This is a genomic window from Actinotignum sp. usb-actsch-213 (assembly GCF_059085665.1).
Window position 1 is genome coordinate 33673 of the sequence record NZ_JBHNSQ010000075.1, and the last position, 17261, is coordinate 50933.

Genomic DNA, 17261 nt, shown 5'->3' on the forward strand with positions numbered 1-17261 from the left:
ATACATTCAATCCACGGCTCTAAACGGTGGATTTACCCAGAAAACTTAGGCAGTCACGCGGATATGCGAGGTGCCGTCGTCCCGCGGGATAACTGAGATGCGTTCGCTAATCATCTGTTTCATTTCCGAGACGTGGGAGACAACACCTACGGTGCGCCCGTTTTTCCCGAGACCATGCAGCACTCCCATGACCTGATCAAGCGCTCCATCCGACAGCGAGCCGAAGCCTTCGTCAATGAGGAGGGTATCGAGGTGAATCCCTCCATTTTCCGCGCGCACTACTTCCGCTAAAGCGAGTGCCAGGGAGATAGATACATAGAATGTTTCCCCACCCGAGAGCGTGCGAACGGAACGTTGGACCGGTTCGGGACCGGCGTGGTCGATAACAGCCAAGCCGAGGCCAGTTTTCGACTGGTGACTGCCCTTCTCCTTTTCGTCTGTCCGGATGAGTTCAAAACGCCCGAGGGAAATATCCGCGAGCTGCTCATTAGCAACATCAACAACCTGCTCGAAACGGTGTTGCAGCACGAAGGTTTCCAAGGGAACCTTCGTTACCGATTCGGGGCCCGCGGTAGCCAGGGAAGCTAAACGCACAACCGCTCCGGAATGCTCACGAACTTCCCGCCATGCCTGGAGATCCCGCTGTGCGGTGCGCAAGCGTTCCCCGCCGGAGCGGGCCTGGTTCTCCGCCCTCGTAGCCTGCGCCCGTGCTTCTTGAGCGGCGTGGCGTGCCAGCGCGCTGGCTTCCTCCGCCCTCGCGACATCAGCCTGAGCATCTTCGGGAAGTTCCGCGAGTTCCGGTTCTGCAAGTTCGCGCTTCACATCGCGGCATTCCTCATCAAAAGCAGTGATGGAATCCTGGAGCTGTGCCTCTTCCACTTTGCTGAGCACGGCAGCATCCACTGCCTGGGCATCCGCGAACTCAGTGCCGGCCAGCGCTGCCGCGAGCTCTTCACCGCGAGCCTGTTCATCTTCGCGCGCAGCGAGCACCCCACTCGCGGCGGTGTTCCAGGCATCCTGGGCTTCGCGTAGTTCATCAAGAGCCGTGCGGCGCGCTGCGATAGAAGAAAAGCCGGCGTACTCCGCACTGAGGCGGGTGAGCTGGGTACTGATCTCACGTGCAAGAGAGGTGTTTTCAGCCTCTAATTGCGCCACTTCGGTGCGCAATTGTTCCAGGGCGGTTTCCCGCGTGCGGGCTTTCTCGGCAAGTTGCGCGAGCCGCTTCTCCAAGTTTGTTACGCGCAAAGCTGCCTGCTGTGCCGCACTCAAATCAGCGCGGGCAGCAGCTAATTCCGTACTGGCCGCTTCCGTGGTGGCATCCCCGGCCACGGCCCGTTGCTCAACAAGCTGGGCTTTTATTTTCTCCACATGAGCTAGGCAGGTGCTGTAGTGCTCGCGGGCGGTGCTGGCAGCCGCCTGGGCGGCCTTCACCTGCGCCGCAGTGGCACGCACAGCTTCCGGCGGGGCGGGCGCCGGGTGGGTACAGGATCCGCACACCGGGCAGGGCTCATTTTCACGTAGCTGCCCTGCTAATTCACCCGCGGTGGACTGCACCCACGCATCGGTGATTTTCCTGGCGGAGCTTTCCTTTTCCTGAACCTGGGCAAGAGCATCTGCAAGCTTGGCACGGGCTTCTGCTTCCGCGTTTTCACTGGTGGCTACCCGATCCAATACCTCAAGGAGCTCCGTGGCGCTGCGCACCCGCTGCCCGGCAGCAGCCTCACCGCTGGCGGTGGCGCGGGCAGTATCGAGCTTGCCCTCCACTTCCTCGCGTTCAGTGGCCGCGGTAGTGGCTTCCTCACGCAGCTCTTCCACCGCGCTCTGGCGCTCGGCGAGCTGTTCGGTGGCGCGGGCAGCTTCCTGTTGTTTGCGCTCGACTTCCTGTTCTGAGCGCTCCAATTCGGTCAAGCGCCCGCTAGCTTCGCTCAGCTCGGTGACCAGACGGCGCCCGGATTCCACCCCGGCAGGGCTGAGATCAGTAACGGGACCGTGTTTGCCTCCGGTGCCCGTGCCGAATTCTGCAAAAACAGCCACGAGGTGGGCTTGGGCTTCTGTGCAGGCGCCGGCACAGTCGCGGCTCTCTTGGCGAGCCCGGTCAAGGGCATGTACATGTGGCAGGAGTGGGGCTGCGGCGCGGTGGGCCGCGAGGCGTGCACGATCCACGGCGATCACGGCTTCGCGTTCCTGGAGCTGGCCGGTCCGGGCGTGCAGAACCCGGCGGCGTTCAATGCGGGCAGCCAAAGCGCGTTGCGCGTTTTCGGCTTCGCGAGCCAGCTCTAATGCGGCCTCGGCTTTTTCAGCTTGGGCGAGTGCATCGCTAGCACACCCAACGGTGGTAGCGAGCGCCTGCTCCAGGCCAGTAACAACCGCTTCGCCTTCAGCTGGTAGATCCACGCCTTGAGCGGCGGCGGTGAGGGACTCACTTTCCTCAGGGGGGAGCTCCAAGGCTGTTGCGGTGTTCGATACGGCCCGCACGAAGGTTTCCTGAGCGTTTGCGATAGCTCCGCGTGCCGTGCGGGCGTGATCCGTGAGCCACTGGGTGACCGAACCAAAAACCCGGGTATCGAAAATCTGGGTGAGCAGCTTGGTGCGCTCCTGGCTTTCCAGCCGCAGAAATTCAGCAAACTTTCCTTGCGGAAGCACGATAGTTTGCAAGAACTGTTCCGCATTGAGGCCGAGGAGGTTGCTGATATACACCCCGACATCGCGGGCTTTGGTAGCAATCGGGGTACCGCCATCTATATCTCCGAGGTCCACCGCAGTTTCGGAAAGCTTCCATAATTTTGCGGTAGCAGCGGTGGGGGAGGAATTGCCCGGTTTGGTGAAGCTAGGGGTGCGACGCACCCGGAATGTGCCCGCTTCGATGGTGAAAATAACGTCCGCGTAGCTGATGGTGGAGGGATCAACATACGTGGAGCGCAGGCGCTCGGTTGAGCTTTCTTTCCCGCCCGCGACCGTACCGAAAAGCCCGAAAACGACGGCGTCAATAATGGTTGATTTGCCAGCTCCGGTGGGCCCTTCCACCAGGAAAAGCCCGGAAGCTCCCAGGGCGTCAAAATCAATAACTTCCCGCCCCGCGAAGGAGCCGATACCTTGAAGTTCTAAGCGGCGCAGCTGCATGAGTCCCTACTCCTTCTCCCCGGTGCGGACGGCTTCCCATGCCGCCACCATGACCTGGTTTTCTTCTTCCGTGAGATCCCGGTGCCCACTTTCCGTCATGAATTGGCGTAGCACGCTCAGGGAATCAAGGCGGCGAGTATCCGCTGTGCTGTGGCGGGTGGCGGCCGGATCCACCACGTGGCGAATTTCCAAAGCGTGCGGGAAAGCGGCCCGCACCCGGGTGGTGAGATCCGCCGGGCGGGCCGGATCGGTTACCAGAATACGCGCGAATTTATCCCGATCGTCACGGTGTGCGGGGCTGAGTACCTCGGCTAGCGGTGCTTCGATGGTGACGATGGGGCGCCATACCGGAGCCGGAATGAGTTCTTCTTCCACCAGGGTCCCGCCTTCAAAGGTGAGAAGAACAGAAGATTTGGGCCGGGTTTCCGAGAAAGAAAAAGCGATAGGCGAACCCGAGTACCGCATAGGCGGCAGCCTGCTAGCTTCAGAAGTACCCGGTTCTGGCGCACCGCCCACCCGCTGTGGGGAATGCAGGTGGCCCAGTGCCACGTAGCTCAGGCCCGCCGTGGCGCTTGCCCCTGCGCTTCCCAGGGCGAAAAGCGCGGCGGGAACAACTTCCACCCCGCCCACCGAAATATCGCGTTCGGATTCGCTGGCCGCCCCGCCGGCAACGAAAGCGTGTGCCATAGCGATACGTGCCACCGGCTTGCCAGCGTGCGGGCCGTGCTGAATATCTGCGGCAATACGCTCCAAAGCTGCGTGCATGACCGCGGTGTGCGAGCGTTCCAACAGCTCTGCGCCATCGTTGCGATCAACGTGATCAGCGTGATCAACGTGATGAACATGATCGACACGATCCGCATTATCCGCACCTTCCAAGTGATCCGCGCCAGCGTGACCAGCATGAGCAGCATCGCCTGCCAGGCGGCGGCGTTCCACATCGGGATCCAAATAGGGAATGGGGTAAACCAGTGCGCCAAGATTACCGGCGCGATCACGCACTTCTACCGGCTGGGCGCAGCGCAGCGGATCGGTGCGAATGACGATATGCTCCTGGAAAAGCTCCGCCCCGAATCCTAGGCGCTGCGGGGAATCATGGTTCCCGGAAATCAAAATGACCGTGGTGAGTTGCGCGAGTCGGCGCAGGGTGCGCGAAAAAAGCTCAACCATGGGAGCGGGTGGGACGCTGCGATCATAGACATCCCCGCTAATCAGAAGGGCATCTACACCGCGTTCCCGCACGGTATCCACCACGTGATCCACCCACATTTCAAAGGCCGGCGTGAGATCCGCCCGGTGCAGGGTGCGCCCGAGGTGCCAATCGGAGGTGTGCAAGATCTTCATGGCTTCAGCCTACTGTGGGGCTACGACAAAAATTTTGGCCCGATGGAGTTCCTGCCCGCGGAACGCACTGCCCCGCGAACGCACTGCCCCGCGAATGTCCGGCGCTCCGCACCCCGCTTTAGGCTTCCGCCTGGCCTCCGTTGACCGGGTCCTTATCCGACCACGGGAAGGCAATCCATGCGTCGGTATGCAAATAGGCGTAATCGGGTTTGAGCACCGAGCGTGACTTTTCGTAGAGGACCGCCACGCGAATCTCGGTGGCGTACTCTTCGCAGAGTTCCTTCACGAAGCGTAAAGTCCGCCCTGAGTCAGCGACGTCGTCGACAATTAAAACCTTTTTGCCGGCCATTCCACGCACGTCACCGGAAGGTTCTACCAGGCGCGGATCCTTGAGCGTGACCCCGATGCCGGTGTAAAACTCGACGTTGAGGACGAGCATGCTTTTGAGGTCTAAAGCGTAGGCAATCGCGCCGGCGGGAAGCAGGCCGCCGCGGGCCACGCTCACGATAATCTCCGGGCGGTAGCCGGAATCCCAGATGTCGCGGGCGAGTTCGCGGGTGACCTCGCCGAAACGGTCCCAGGTGAGGACCTCGCGCGCGGGCGTGTTGGCGGGCGCATGCGTGGGTGCGTTGACCGGCGCGTTTGTGGGCGCACTACCCGGTGTACCAGTGGGCGCACTAGCCGGCGCGCTACCGGGAAGACCCTCGTTCTCGATCAACGGCTCGGCCTTATCACTGCTTCCCACGGCTCCTCCTTCGATTAGTTCCGGCTACCCGGTTGGATCTGTTCCCGGCTGTGCGGGTAAGTCTCGTCCTCGCTAGCCGGTCGGCTAGTCGCGGCTACCCGGCTGGACATGTGTCTCATTAATAATTGCTTGGGCGGCGGCGTGCAACTTTCCGTTGGTGACCAGTGCGCTTCCCCACCACGGCCCCGGCTTGCCCTCCAGCGAGGTGAAGGTTCCCCCGGCCTCTTCCACGATCGGCACCAGCGCCGCCATATCGTAAACATCCAGGCCCGGCTGCGCGGCGATATCAAAGGCACCCTCGGCCAGTAGCATATAGGGCCAGAAAGCCCCGTAGGCGCGGGTGCCCCAGGTGGCGCGGGCGAAAGCGATGAGGGTGGCCATGCGCCCGGTTTCGTCCCAGCTAGATAGGGACGAAAAACCGAAAGCGGCCCGGTCCATCCGGTCAATATCGGAGACGCGCAGGCGCTGGGGCTCGCCCCCGTTTTCACTCAGCCACGCCCCGCCGCCGCGGCTCGCCCACCAGCGCCGCCCGAGCGCGGGCGCGGACGCCATACCGGCCACCATCTGGCCGTTTTCTTCCACACCGATAAGCGTGGCCCACACCGGGTTGTGGCGTACGTAGTTGCGGGTGCCGTCAATCGGGTCAATAATCCAGCGCCGCGGGGCGTGCTCCAGGCTGCCGCCCTCCTCTTCCCCGTACACGGCGTCCCCGGGGAAATCCCGCTCCAGGTACTCGCGGATGAGCCGCTCGGCCGCCCGATCAGCATCGGATACCGGCGAATTATCGGGCTTCGTATCCACGGTGAGGCGGCGGCGCTCATAACGCTCCAGGGTGAGGGCGTCCACGGCATCCGCAACGGTGTGCAGAAAAGCGATAGTGGAGCTGGCATCCATTTATTTCTCCCATTCTTCGAAGCCGCGCGAGGCGAGCACGCGGCGCAATGAACTCACCCGCTCGCGCAGGCGTGGATCGGTGAGGCTATCAAGGGCGCATTCGGGTTCGGTGGCCTCGTGGCTGCACCCGCGCGGGCATTCCAGCGCGGTTTCTTCCAGGTCGGGGAAGCCGCGGAGAATATCGGCGGCGTCCAGATGGGCCAGCCCAAAGCTGCGCACCCCCGGCGTATCAATGAGTTGCCCGCCGCCGGGCAGTGGAAAGGCGATAGCGGAGGTAGAGGTGTGCCGGCCCTTTCCGGTCACCTCGTTGACGTGCCCGGTTTCGCGCGCCGCGGCCGGGACCAGCGCATTGAGCAGGGTGGATTTGCCCACCCCGGAATGCCCCACGAGCACCGTGGTGCGCCCGCGTAGCGCCGCGCGCACGGCCTCCAAGCCCGAGTGCGTGGTTGCGTTCCCGGGTGTGAGAGTCGTGTCCCCAGGCGCGGGCGCCGTGTCAGAATCCGAGTGCGTGGCCGCGTCCCCGGCTGCGGGAGCTGCGCCGTCGTACCCCAAAGCCGTTGCGAGAATCGGGACCCCGAGCGGTTCGTAATACGCACGCAAGGCGTCCGGGCGTGCCAAGTCCGCTTTGGTGAGGATGAGGAGCGGATCCATACCGGCATCGCGCGCGGCCACCAGGCAGCGGTCAATCATGCCGCGCCGCGGTTCGGGTTGCGCGAGTGCCGCCACAATCGCCATCTGGTCCGCGTTCGCCACGATGGTGCGCTCGCGTTCGTTGCCTTCGTCCGTGGAACGCGTGAGTTGCGAGCTGCGGTCCTCGATAAAAACGATGCGGGCCAGGGTGTCCTTGCGCCCGGAAAGGTCACCGGTCAGGCGTACTTTATCTCCAACAACGACGGCGCCCCGGCCCAATTCCCGCGCTTTGACCGCAATCACGCGGGTGCCTTCGTTCATGAGCACGGTGTAGCGCCCGCGATCGATGGTGATGACCTGGCCGAGGGGCCGGTCGGAGTAATCGGGCCGAATCTTCGTGCGCGGCCGCGAGCCCTTTCCGGGCCGCACTCGCACGCGGGGATCGTCGGTGCCGATATCCCTCATCGGCCCACCAGGTCTGTCCACATCTGGGCGAAACGCGGCATGGTTTTCCCGGTGGTCGCAATATTTTCCACCCGCAGCCCGGGGATGCGCAGGCCGAGGATCGCCCCGAAGGTTGCCATGCGGTGGTCTTCGTAGCTGCGGATAACCGGGTTGTTTGGCGCGGGCGCCGCGGGCTGTGCGCTTGCCGACGTGCCGCCCGCCGCCGCGCCCTGCCCAGCCGGCGGGGTGATGATAATGTCATCGCCTTCTTCGCGGGCGGGGATCCCCACGCCGCTCAGCTCCGCGGTGATCGCGGCCAGGCGGTTGGTTTCATGCCCGCGCAGCTGCCCGATATTGCGCAGCGCGCTCGGGCCGGTGGCGAAGGCCGCCACCGCGGCAATCGTGGGCGTGAGCTCCCCAACATCGCTGAGATCGGCATCGAGGGGGGCAATATCCTGCGGCCCGGTCAGCTCAAGGACGCCGTCGCCACGCAGCTGGGCGCGCGCTCCCATGGCCGTAAAAATATCGACGATTTGCGCGCCGGGCTGGGTGGTGTGTGCCGGCCATCGCGGAATTTCCACGGTCCCGCCCGTCACCATAGCGGCGGCCAGGAAAGGTGAAGCATTGGAAAGATCCGGTTCCAGCACCACTGTTCCCAGCTGCGGGGTGCCCGGATGCACATGCCATTCCACCGCCGGGTGTTCGCGATCCGCGGGCGCCCCGCCGGCCGCGAATTCTTCCACCTGAATACCGGCCCGGCGCAGCACGTCCACCGTCATGGCCAGGTGGAAAGCGGAAGGAACCTTCGGCCCCACCGAACGCAGCACCAGCCCGCCCTCGCAGCGCGGGCCGGCCAGCAGCAGCGCGGAAATGAATTGCGAGGAGGCGGAGGAGTCAATGTTCACGGTTCCTCCGGCCAGGCGCCCCTGGCCGTGCACCCGCACCGGGAGGACCGCCCGCCCGGCGCTATCGCTGGCGGCATCAACCTCCACTCCCAGATCACGAAGAGCCCGCACCACCGGGTCCATGGGGCGCACGCGGGCGGCGTCGTCGCCATCAATAACAACCTCACCACGCGCGAACGCGGCCACGGGCGGGACGAAACGCATGACCGTTCCCGCGAGCCCCGCGTCAATGGTGGCGCCGTGGAGCGGGGCGGGGGAAATATCGAGGACGTCCTCAGCTTCGGTGGTGCCGCGCTGCCAGGCGACCCCCACGCCCATGCTCGCGAGGGCGCGGGCCATGAGCTCGGTATCGCGGGCGCGCAGGGGCGCGAGGATTCGGCCCGTGGTGCCGGGCCCGCCCAGCGCGGCGGTGATGAGGAAGCGTGCCATGAGTGATTTGGACCCGGGAACGGCCACGCTGCCGCGCACGGGGGAGGGGTGGAACGGTGCTGGCCACAGGTCAGTCATTTAGGAACGCTTCGCCTCTCTGATTTGTTCGCGTGCTTGAGCGCGCACATCCGCGAGCTCATTGCGCTGATCGCGCCATTCGGACACACGGTACCCCAGGGAAGGCTTGCCTTTGCGATCCGTCCATGCCAGGGCGGCGCCGCCGGCCAGCCCGAGCGCGCCGAGCAGCCCGCCCAGCACCTCGCGTCGCTCGCTCTTCTCCGCCGCCCAGACCGGGTGATTGGCCAGGGCCACCGGGATTTGGGTGAGGGCGAGAGCCGCGCCGGACAGGCGCTGGAATTTGCCGATGGAAAGGAATGCCCCGCCGATGAGCTGGACGGCGCCCAGCGCGCGGGTGAGAGTGGTGGTGTCAACGGATTCGAGATCAACCCCGGCCATTCCGGCCAGGCCGGCGATGTTCTCAGCCCGTTCCTGGTGGTCCTCGGGGTGGCGTACCGCGGATAACCCCTGTGCAATAAAGGGCGCGGCAAGCAGGGGCCGCGCGAGGAATCGAATCATACCCATACCTATATTGTTACACTAAATCGGGGAATATACCCGCGTTTTCCGGGCGTTATACCCATGTCAGTCCAGCAGACGGACTAGGCTAGACCATGATGAGCACAGACCTAATGAGAAGCGCCCCCGATGAAACCGCAGCCGAACGCGCCGCGCGGTTCGAACGGGATGCTCTTCCGTATCTCGACCAGTTATACGGGGCCGCGATGCGCCTCACGCGCAATCCCACCGACGCCGAAGATTTGGTTCAGGAGGCCTACGCCAAAGCCTTTTCGGCCTTCCACCAGTACCGGCCGGGCACGAATTTGAAGGCGTGGCTCTACCGCATCCTCAATAACACCTTTATTTCTAATTACCGCAAGGCGCAGCGCCAGCCCAAGCAGGCTGACTCCTCGGAGGTGGAGGATTGGCAGGAGTATCGGGCGGCTTCGCATGCTTCCTCGGGGATGATGTCCGCGGAAGCGGAGGCCCTGGAGAATCTGCCGCAATCGGAAATTCGCGATGCTTTGAGCGCGCTGCCGGAAGACCGCCGCATGGCTGTGTATCTGGCGGATATTGAAGGCTTCTCCTACCAGGAGATCGCGGACATCATGGAAACGCCGATCGGAACGGTGATGTCCCGTCTGCATCGCGGGCGTAAACAGCTGCGGGAATTGCTCGCGGATTACGCGCGTGAACTCGGCTATGGGAAGAAGGAGAAGAAGTGAGCGGTGAGGATAGGTTGCAGCGCGGGGTAGAAGACTCGTTCCGGAACCGCGGGATTGAATTGGATAGCGCCGCGGGCGAGTGTTCCTGCCGGGATATTACTGATTATCTTTTCGAGTATCTGGATCACCAGCTTTCCGCGGTGCAAAGCGAGCGTTTGCAGGCCCATATTTCGGGGTGCTCGCGGTGTACGGAACGGGCGGAAGCGGAAACCCACGTGCGTGATATTTTGCGAGCCTCGTGCCGGGAGGTCGCGCCGGCGACGCTGCGGGTGCGGATCGCCCAGCAGATTTCGGTGTATCGGCGCACCACTCGCGATTTCGGGTAGTTTCGCCACATTGTGCCGGTTTTATTTACCTGACCGGTCGCCCTTGGTAAGCTAATGTGGTTGCTCGTTTACGAGCTGAGAAAACGTGACGTGAGGAGAGAACATGAGCCAGCGTGGTCGTAAGCGCAAGGATCGCCGCAAGAAGAAGGCGAACCACGGCAAGCGCCCCAATTCCTAAAGTGGTGCGCTCGCTGTTGCGAGAAGCGTAGAGGGTCCGGTTTTCCGGGCCCTTTATTTTTTACGACGACGCCGCCAGCTGGCGGGATGGGATTTGGCAGGGTATGCCGCTGCTTCCGCGCCTGAGCTAAGTGACATGCATAGTGACAAAAATGTCACTATGCATGTCACTATGCAAGCTGGAACGACGTTTTTGGCTGGTCTTAGGGAGCTGTTAGTTTTGGAGAAATGGCTTGTTAGCTGGTGAAATAGTGTATCGGTACCAGAGTTTCCATAGTGACATTCCATAGTGACAAAAATGTCACTATGCAGAGAGTATGCGATAATATCGGGGTGAAGGGAGGGGTTGTTAGTGGTGAATCTTGGTAATGAATCGGAAACTCTAGAGTTCAAAAAGACTACGTCTGAGCTTAAGGAAGCCTGCGTGTCGATTGCTGCCATGTTGAATAAACATGGGCTGGGTACGGTCTTGTTTGGCATCAAACCCGACGGTACGGCTATTGGTCAAGATGTATCCGAAGCCACCTTGCGTAGTATCTCTCGCACGATTGCCGAATCTATTAAACCGCAGGTGTATCCCACAATTACTACAGAAGTGCTTGACGGTGTTTCGGTGGTGAAGGTTGAAGTTAACGGCAACGACATCCCCTACTCGGCGCGGGGTAGGTATTACCTGCGTACCGCCGATGAAGACCGTCCTGTTACGCCAGCGGCTTTGCGTGATTTTTTCGTGAAGGCAAGCAGCGTTGTTTCGTGGGAGGCTGCCGATTCTGGAGTGTCGGTAGATCGACTCGACAAAGAGGTCTTTCGCCAATTCGTTCGGGATGGACTTAAGGCTGGTAGATTGCCAGAATCTGACGAGCCTAGTGAACGGGTACTTGACCGTCTGGGCTTGACGGTGAATGGGAATTTGAATAATGCTGGAAATCTGCTTTTTGGTAGCGGTTCGCCGGTCTCGCTGAAGATGGCAGTTTTCGCTACTCCAGAAAAGCTCACGTTCCTTGATATCAAGCATGCGGACTCTAACATCTATCGACTGCTTGAAACTGCAGAAAAATATGTACTCGCCAATATCCGTTGGCGCAGTGAGATCTTTAGTGGTTCACGAGAAGAAGTTCCTGAAATTCCCGCACCCGCAGTTCGCGAGATCATCGCGAACAGTTTTGCTCATGCCGACTATCGCGCCCGCGGAGTATGTCACGAAGTCTGTGTCTATTCGGATCGGATTACGGTATTCAGTCCGGGCAGCTTTGCAAATCAGCATTCTCCCGAAGGTTATATTGACGGGGTTTTACCTTCGTTACCTCGCAATCCGCTGATCGCAAAAACTCTTTATCTTGGGCGTAAAATTGAACAATTTGGCAGTGGGCTGAAGCGTGTTGCAAGCCTGTGCGATGATGCGGATGTGCCTTATGAATTCACTAATCTTGATGTCGGTTTTACGGTAGCGCTCATGCGTGGAACTGATGATCGTATTGGTACAGGTGTTGCGATAGACGTGACTCTGAACTCCACAGAGATGGCGGTGTTGGCACTCCTTACGCAAAGCCCCCAGCAGACGCGACAGGAGTTGGCTGAGAAGATATCCAAGACTGCACGCACGGTTCAACGCGCACTTAATACGCTTGCGATGAAAGGGTACATACGTCGCGAGGGTAGCAAGGCGAACCCGGAGTGGAGAGTTCTTTAGTACTGACAACTGTTCCTCTAGTGCTCAACGTCTTATGGCCGAGTTACCGGCTAGCGTGGTGCTCTCTGCTGGTGGTACATGCTGCCTTGCAATCCTTTGTTGTTTAGTCGGACCGCGAGCGGGTGCGTAGCGACAAAAATGTCACTATGCATGTCACTATGCAGAAGGGGAGAGCGTTCGTGATGGGCTATTGTGGGATGTGGGCTCCGGAAAACACGCTGGTTACCTGGTGAAACTGTGTGTGGGCGTCAGGCAGCGGGCGGCTGTATTCCATAGTGACAAAAATGTCACTATGCATGTCACTATGCAAGTCGGAACTGCGTTTGTGGCCGGTCATAGGGGGCTGTTGGTTTTGGAGAAATGGCTTGTTAGCTGGCGAAATAGCGGGAGCTGCGTCGTCGTATCCACGATGACATTCCGCGGTGACAAAAATGTCACTATGCAGATAGTATGCAGGCGGAGAGGGTGCGATTCACGCGGCGATCTGCGAGCGGAAGCCGGGTCTGCGGGGTGGGATCAGCCACCTCTGCCGAGAACGCCTGGCCGGTCATCTATATTTTCCTTATGGGGAAACGTGTATTGGAAACTAGTGGCGACCACGGCGTGCAGGGATCTTTGCATCGATATGGTTCTGGCCGGCACAGTGTCGCGTTTCCGGGCTACCGCATCTTCGACGAGGGGCAAACCGGCGTTACCTTCGATTTGCTATTTGCTTCCTATCTGCGGGGATGTACGGATGTCGAATTACATGACCCATTCATCAGCTATTCCTATCAGGGGCGCAACCTCGTTGAGTTCATGGCGGTTGTGGCTCTGGTGAAAAATCCTGAAAAGCGATGCCGCTTTCGGTTGTTCACACTCAGGGCGAAGAAGAATGAGCATCACGAAATTCAGGTTCGGATGCTCGATAAGATCACGGAAAATGCCGCTGAGCAGGGCATTGACCTCGATGTGATTTTCGATTCGCGTGCACACGACCGCTGGTTGCGTGCCGATACGGGATGGCTCATCTTCTTGGGCCGCGGCCTCGATATCTACCACAACTTCGAGGGTGGCCACTACGCCTTCCCTACCTCGCGTCAAGAATTCCGAAAGGTTCGGGGTTTTAGCATCGCCTATTCCCTGGATAAGAAGTAAGGGAATCCGTGGGAGAGCGGGCGGAAACTGGGGCTAGCCCCCGACTCCGCCGTGGATAGAGGATCAGCCCACACCGAGGAACCTCGGGCGGGCTGAACTATTGGCTCAATAGTAGCAGAGAAACTAGATTTCTCATATCCTGAAAACTCACCGCGCTACTGTGCTATCCTTACTACTATGTGATGCATACAAGCGGTGTGAACGTACCCGCACGGCACCTGCACCGCGGTGACTGAAAGGGGGAGTGGTGGCTGATTCCCAGCTTCGTAAAGGCGTGCTTGAACTCATCGTGCTCGCCTCGCTTTCCAGGGCGCCGGCCTACGGCGGGGCATTGCTCCAGCGCCTGGAAAATGCGGGTATGGCGGTATCGGCCGGCACCCTCTACCCGCTTCTCAACCGTCTCAAAAAGGCTGGCCACCTGGCCATTCATTGGGAGGAATCCCCGGCCGGGCCCCCGCGCAAGATCTACACGATCACCGCGGCTGGCCGCAGCTACGGGGAACGACTCGCTGGCGAATGGCGCAATCTTGCCGCCGTCGTCACATCCCATCTCACCGCCCTCACAACCGACCGAGGTGATAACAATGCCGGAGCCTAGCTCGCCTACAACCCCCACGATTTTCGGAATCCCCGCTTCTCTGGAAGCCCTGCGCTCCCGTGAAGCTCGCTCGCGCTGGTTCGAACCGGAAAATCCCCGGGTTTTTGTGCCGCGCAACTTCGGGATCGGCTGGGATATTAATATGGGCGCGCTCGCGGTGCGGCTAGGAATGATCCGCCCGGATGATTCCCTCCCGGACTTGGAAGACTATATTTCTCCCCGCACCCGCCACGCTCTCAGCATCGCGCCCGCACTTGGCGGAGCTCTTGCCGTGGGAGCAGCCGCCCTGGTGGCCCGCCGCCACCGGCTCCTTCCCTCCGGTTTTCGTGCCAACCTGCGCCCGCGCGGCATAGTTCCGGCGGCGCGGGCCGTAGCGCCCGCCGCGCTCCTCGGAGCTGCCGGCACGGCGCTCGCGGCCTGGGGTAATCGCGAACGCGTGGATGTTCCGGCTACCGCGCTCGCCGCCGGATTACAGGCCACGGCCCTACTCTCGCTTGCGGCACAGGACCGCTACGCCAGCCACCGCCAAGCCGCGGCATCCCTCCTGGCTGGATGTACCGCGGTGGCACTTCCTGTGGTGGCAGCTGGCGTCGTCGTCGCTACTACGCGCGGAGCGCTACGGAATCTGGGCCGTTTGCTCAAACGCAAGCACTCGGAAAACTCGGCCGCATCCGCAGTCGCCGCCGATGCCGCGCACGGCACCACAACCTCACCCGATACGAAAGAAACTGAATAACCATGGAAGATTTTCTTGCTTTGCCCGCGGCGGCGCAGATCGCCCTGGGAATCGTGGCCCTGATCCAACTCGCCCTGCTCATCACGAGCCTGGTGCTGCTGTCGCGGTGGCCGGAGCGGCAGCTCGCCGGGGTGCCGCGCCTGGGGTGGGTGGTGATTGTTCTGCTCGGCTCGCTGGTGGGGACTTTGCTGTTCCTCTTTATGTACGCGCGGGCGCGTAAGGCATTGGCGCAGCGGCGGGCCTGGGAAGAACGGCGGGCCGGCGGCGCTACCGGGGTAACCGGTGCCGGCACGCAAGCGCTCGGAACCCGCGCCGCCGCGGCGCAAGCGCCCGCAACCCAAGCCGCCAACGCGAGCGAAACGGTGCGTGAGCTCTATGGATAAGACGTACGCGGTTCGCACCGAAAATCTCAGTAAGAATTTCGCGGGGCTCGCCGCCCTCACGGATGTCAATCTGCACGTGCCCGAGGGCTCGGTGTACGGGCTGATCGGCGGGAACGGCGCCGGGAAAACTACCACAATTAAAATTCTGCTGGGGCTTATCGCCGCCAGTTCCGGCACGGCGCGGGTGCTCGGGTATGAGCGGGGCACGCTGCCGGCTGCGCCGGTGCCCGGTGTTGCCTACCTGCCGGATGTGCCCAGCCTGCCGGGGTGGATGAGCGCGCCGCAGGCCCTCGAGTTTTTCGGCGAGGTGTCCGGGGTGGAACGCGCGGTGGCTCGCCGCCGGGCCGCAAATCTGCTCGAGCTGGTGGGCCTGACCCGCGCCCCGGGGAATATCGGCGGGTTTTCCCGCGGCATGACGCAGCGCCTGGGAATTGCCCTGGCGCTGGTGGGTGCCCCGCGGCTCCTGGTGCTGGACGAACCGACGAGCGCCCTCGATCCGCTCGGCCGCGCCGATGTGCTGAATATTATTCGCGAGCTGGCCGGGCGTACCACGGTGCTTCTCACCTCGCATCTGCTCGCGGATGTGCAGCAGGTATGCGACCACGTGGGGATGCTGCACGAGGGCACGCTCCTGGCCGAAGGGCCCCTCGATGAGGTGCTCGCGCTCTACCGGCCCGAACGCGCCACGGTGCAGGTCAGCGTGGCGCGCGCGGATACCGAGGCGGCGCGTAGCGCCATCGCGGCGGCGTGCGGGGCGGCGGGCGTGGAGGCGCAGCTCGATGTTGCTCCGCCCTCGCTCCAGCATGTATACGAATACCTCTCGCGCGGAAAGGTAAGCCAATGAGTTCTGCTGATACTCGCGTTACGGGCAGTCGCGCTACGGATCGCCCCGCTGCGCGCACTCACGCGACGCACATCCGCACCGGCAACCGTGCGGTGCTGCGCTACGACCTGCGCCGCCTGCTGCGGGTGCCCAGCACCTGGGTGGTGCTCGGCCTGGCGCTGCTGCTCGCGGTGGTTTCCCCGCTCACGGCGCTCTACGCCCCCGATATTATTGCCGCGCTGGCCGGGCCGGATACCGCGGCGGCGCTCGGCGCGGTCATGGCCGAGCCCACCTGGATCCAGGCGCACGCGCAATGGGTGACAAACCTCCACCAGATTTTCGGGATGCTTTTCGTGATGCTCGGCGCCTACCAGATCGTCACCGGGATGCTCGGCGGCCCGGTGGTGTTGATCGTGACGCGCTCGGTGAGCCGCACGGCCGTTTTCGCCGGGAAAATGCTGAGCACGGTGCTCTTGGTGGCAGCGGTGGCTTTCGGCGGCAGCACAGTGGCCGGCATCCTCACCCGCATTCTTTTCGACGACGGCGCCGTGCTCGCGCTCCTGGGAGCCGCGGCACTCTGGCTGCTCGCGATTATTTTCTTGCTTTCCGTGGTGGTTCTGGCCGCGGTGGCAACGGGAAATATGCTGGCCAGCGCGGGTATCGGTTTCGTTGCCTACCTCGTGTTGGCGTTCGGTGGCATGTGGGAAGCGGGCGCGCGCTACACTCCGCTCGGTTTGAACGATGCTGTGGGCGCCGTGGCGGGTGGTGCCGAGGTTCCGGGCCTGTGGTGGATAGGTACGACGACGGCGCTCACTGCCTTTGCGCTCCTCTGGCTCGCATTGCGCCTCTACCAGCGCCGCCCGCTCGGGTAATTGGGAGGGGAGTACCTCTAGAGAGTTCGTACGGAATGGCGTACGCTACTGGTATGAACGTTATAACTACGACCGCGGCTAGAGCGAATCTGTATCGTCTTATTGATGACGTAAACGAGGAAAGCACGCCGGTTACCATTTCGGGGCAACGCCATAACGCTGTCCTGGTTGGGGAAGATGACTGGCGTGCTATTCAAGAAACCTTGTACTTGTCGAACATTCCCGGTTTCGTTGAGTCGGTAAAGGAGGCTCGGCGTGAGGGTGGCACGAGTGAGGCTCTCGATTGGTAGAGGCATGGTCGTTAGAATTCTCTCGTCAGGCTCGAAAAGACGCGAAACTTCTCTCTCAAAGCGGCCTTAAAATCAAGGCCGCCCAGTTGCTCGAAATCTTAACGCGCAATACCTTTGAGACACCGCCGCGATACGAGAAGCTTATTGGTGAACTTTCGGGATGCTTTTCGCGAAGGATCAATATTCAGCATCGCCTTGTTTACGAAGTGGATGAAGAACGTAGGTGTGTCACGATTCTAAGGATGTGGACGCACTACGAGTAAATCTGGCAAGCCTTAGCGGCACTCTGGCTGCTCGCCATTGTTTTCTTGCTTTCCGTGGTGGTTCTGGCCGCGGGCCTGTGGGGTGGATAGTAACGACGACGGCGCTCGCTGCCTGCGCGCTCCTCTGGCTCGCACTGCGCCTCTACCAGCGCCGCCCGCTCGGGTAAGCCGG

20 protein-coding genes are annotated in these 17261 nt (G+C 61.8%); 13 read left to right on the forward strand and 7 right to left on the reverse strand.

Annotated features, from left to right (window positions below; translation table 11 throughout):
- Positions 1-45 precede the first annotated feature (45 nt).
- The 7 genes from AC5RK6_RS07915 to AC5RK6_RS07945 form a co-directional block, all read right to left on the reverse strand.
- Positions 46-3120, reverse strand: a complete 3075-nt coding sequence (locus AC5RK6_RS07915; protein ID WP_087069906.1) for an AAA family ATPase — start codon at positions 3118-3120, stop codon at positions 46-48.
- Between the two features lie 6 nt (positions 3121-3126).
- Positions 3127-4464 carry an exonuclease SbcCD subunit D gene (locus AC5RK6_RS07920; protein ID WP_101595309.1) on the reverse strand — a complete coding sequence of 446 codons (1338 nt, stop codon included), beginning with the start codon at positions 4462-4464 and terminating at the stop codon, positions 3127-3129.
- Between the two features lie 118 nt (positions 4465-4582).
- Positions 4583-5209 (reverse strand): phosphoribosyltransferase family protein, encoded by a 627-nt coding sequence (locus AC5RK6_RS07925; protein WP_087069903.1) that lies wholly within the window; start codon positions 5207-5209, stop codon positions 4583-4585.
- An 84-nt stretch (positions 5210-5293) separates the two neighbouring features.
- On the reverse strand, positions 5294-6103 hold the full coding sequence (locus tag AC5RK6_RS07930; protein ID WP_087069902.1) for an inositol monophosphatase family protein: 810 nt from the start codon (positions 6101-6103) through the stop codon (positions 5294-5296).
- Positions 6104-7198: a ribosome small subunit-dependent GTPase A gene (rsgA, locus tag AC5RK6_RS07935; RefSeq protein ID WP_087069901.1), complete on the reverse strand. Its 1095-nt coding sequence runs from the start codon at positions 7196-7198 to the stop codon at positions 6104-6106.
- Positions 7195-8589: a 3-phosphoshikimate 1-carboxyvinyltransferase gene (gene aroA, locus AC5RK6_RS07940; RefSeq protein WP_087069900.1), complete on the reverse strand. Its 1395-nt coding sequence runs from the start codon at positions 8587-8589 to the stop codon at positions 7195-7197. The genes rsgA and aroA overlap by 4 nt, the downstream gene beginning before the upstream one ends.
- A complete protein-coding gene (locus AC5RK6_RS07945; protein ID WP_234984407.1) occupies positions 8590-9093 on the reverse strand; it encodes a DoxX family protein in 504 nt (167 codons plus the stop codon).
- A 107-nt stretch (positions 9094-9200) separates the two neighbouring features.
- On the opposite strand from AC5RK6_RS07945, the gene AC5RK6_RS07950 reads away from it, so the two are divergent.
- The 13 genes from AC5RK6_RS07950 (at position 9201) to AC5RK6_RS08010 (ending at position 17256) form a co-directional block, all read left to right on the forward strand.
- A complete protein-coding gene (locus tag AC5RK6_RS07950) occupies positions 9201-9794 on the forward strand; it encodes a sigma-70 family RNA polymerase sigma factor (protein WP_307886242.1) in 594 nt (197 codons plus the stop codon).
- On the forward strand, positions 9791-10120 hold the full coding sequence (rsrA, locus tag AC5RK6_RS07955) for a mycothiol system anti-sigma-R factor (RefSeq protein ID WP_026429087.1): 330 nt from the start codon (positions 9791-9793) through the stop codon (positions 10118-10120). The genes AC5RK6_RS07950 and rsrA overlap by 4 nt, the downstream gene beginning before the upstream one ends.
- A 103-nt stretch (positions 10121-10223) precedes the next feature.
- Positions 10224-10298 carry a 50S ribosomal protein bL37 gene (locus tag AC5RK6_RS07960; RefSeq protein WP_096334972.1) on the forward strand — a complete coding sequence of 25 codons (75 nt, stop codon included), beginning with the start codon at positions 10224-10226 and terminating at the stop codon, positions 10296-10298.
- Positions 10299-10649: 351 nt separating this feature from the next.
- Positions 10650-11987, forward strand: coding sequence for an RNA-binding domain-containing protein (locus AC5RK6_RS07965; RefSeq protein WP_159454968.1), 1338 nt, complete (start codon positions 10650-10652; stop codon positions 11985-11987).
- Positions 11988-12551: 564 nt separating this feature from the next.
- Complete coding sequence (locus AC5RK6_RS07970) at positions 12552-13124, forward strand: MIT C-terminal domain-containing protein (protein ID WP_159454967.1); 573 nt, start codon at positions 12552-12554, stop codon at positions 13122-13124.
- Between the two features lie 247 nt (positions 13125-13371).
- Positions 13372-13722 carry a PadR family transcriptional regulator gene (locus tag AC5RK6_RS07975; RefSeq protein ID WP_016441758.1) on the forward strand — a complete coding sequence of 117 codons (351 nt, stop codon included), beginning with the start codon at positions 13372-13374 and terminating at the stop codon, positions 13720-13722.
- Entirely contained in the window at positions 13709-14458 is a 750-nt protein-coding gene (locus AC5RK6_RS07980) for a DUF5808 domain-containing protein (RefSeq protein WP_435706282.1), read from the forward strand. Before AC5RK6_RS07975 ends, AC5RK6_RS07980 begins: the two co-directional genes overlap by 14 nt.
- Before the next feature lie 2 nt (positions 14459-14460).
- A complete protein-coding gene (locus AC5RK6_RS07985) occupies positions 14461-14841 on the forward strand; it encodes a hypothetical protein (RefSeq protein WP_087069895.1) in 381 nt (126 codons plus the stop codon).
- Positions 14834-15685 carry an ABC transporter ATP-binding protein gene (locus tag AC5RK6_RS07990; RefSeq protein ID WP_087069894.1) on the forward strand — a complete coding sequence of 284 codons (852 nt, stop codon included), beginning with the start codon at positions 14834-14836 and terminating at the stop codon, positions 15683-15685. Before AC5RK6_RS07985 ends, AC5RK6_RS07990 begins: the two co-directional genes overlap by 8 nt.
- Positions 15682-16536, forward strand: coding sequence for an ABC transporter permease family protein (locus AC5RK6_RS07995; protein ID WP_435730758.1), 855 nt, complete (start codon positions 15682-15684; stop codon positions 16534-16536). The genes AC5RK6_RS07990 and AC5RK6_RS07995 overlap by 4 nt, the downstream gene beginning before the upstream one ends.
- A 53-nt stretch (positions 16537-16589) precedes the next feature.
- Positions 16590-16826: a type II toxin-antitoxin system Phd/YefM family antitoxin gene (locus AC5RK6_RS08000; RefSeq protein WP_087069892.1), complete on the forward strand. Its 237-nt coding sequence runs from the start codon at positions 16590-16592 to the stop codon at positions 16824-16826.
- Positions 16820-17089 carry a Txe/YoeB family addiction module toxin gene (locus AC5RK6_RS08005; protein ID WP_435730759.1) on the forward strand — a complete coding sequence of 90 codons (270 nt, stop codon included), beginning with the start codon at positions 16820-16822 and terminating at the stop codon, positions 17087-17089. The genes AC5RK6_RS08000 and AC5RK6_RS08005 overlap by 7 nt, the downstream gene beginning before the upstream one ends.
- Positions 17071-17256: a hypothetical protein gene (locus tag AC5RK6_RS08010; protein ID WP_284883767.1), complete on the forward strand. Its 186-nt coding sequence runs from the start codon at positions 17071-17073 to the stop codon at positions 17254-17256. The genes AC5RK6_RS08005 and AC5RK6_RS08010 overlap by 19 nt, the downstream gene beginning before the upstream one ends.
- Positions 17257-17261: the final 5 nt, after the last annotated feature.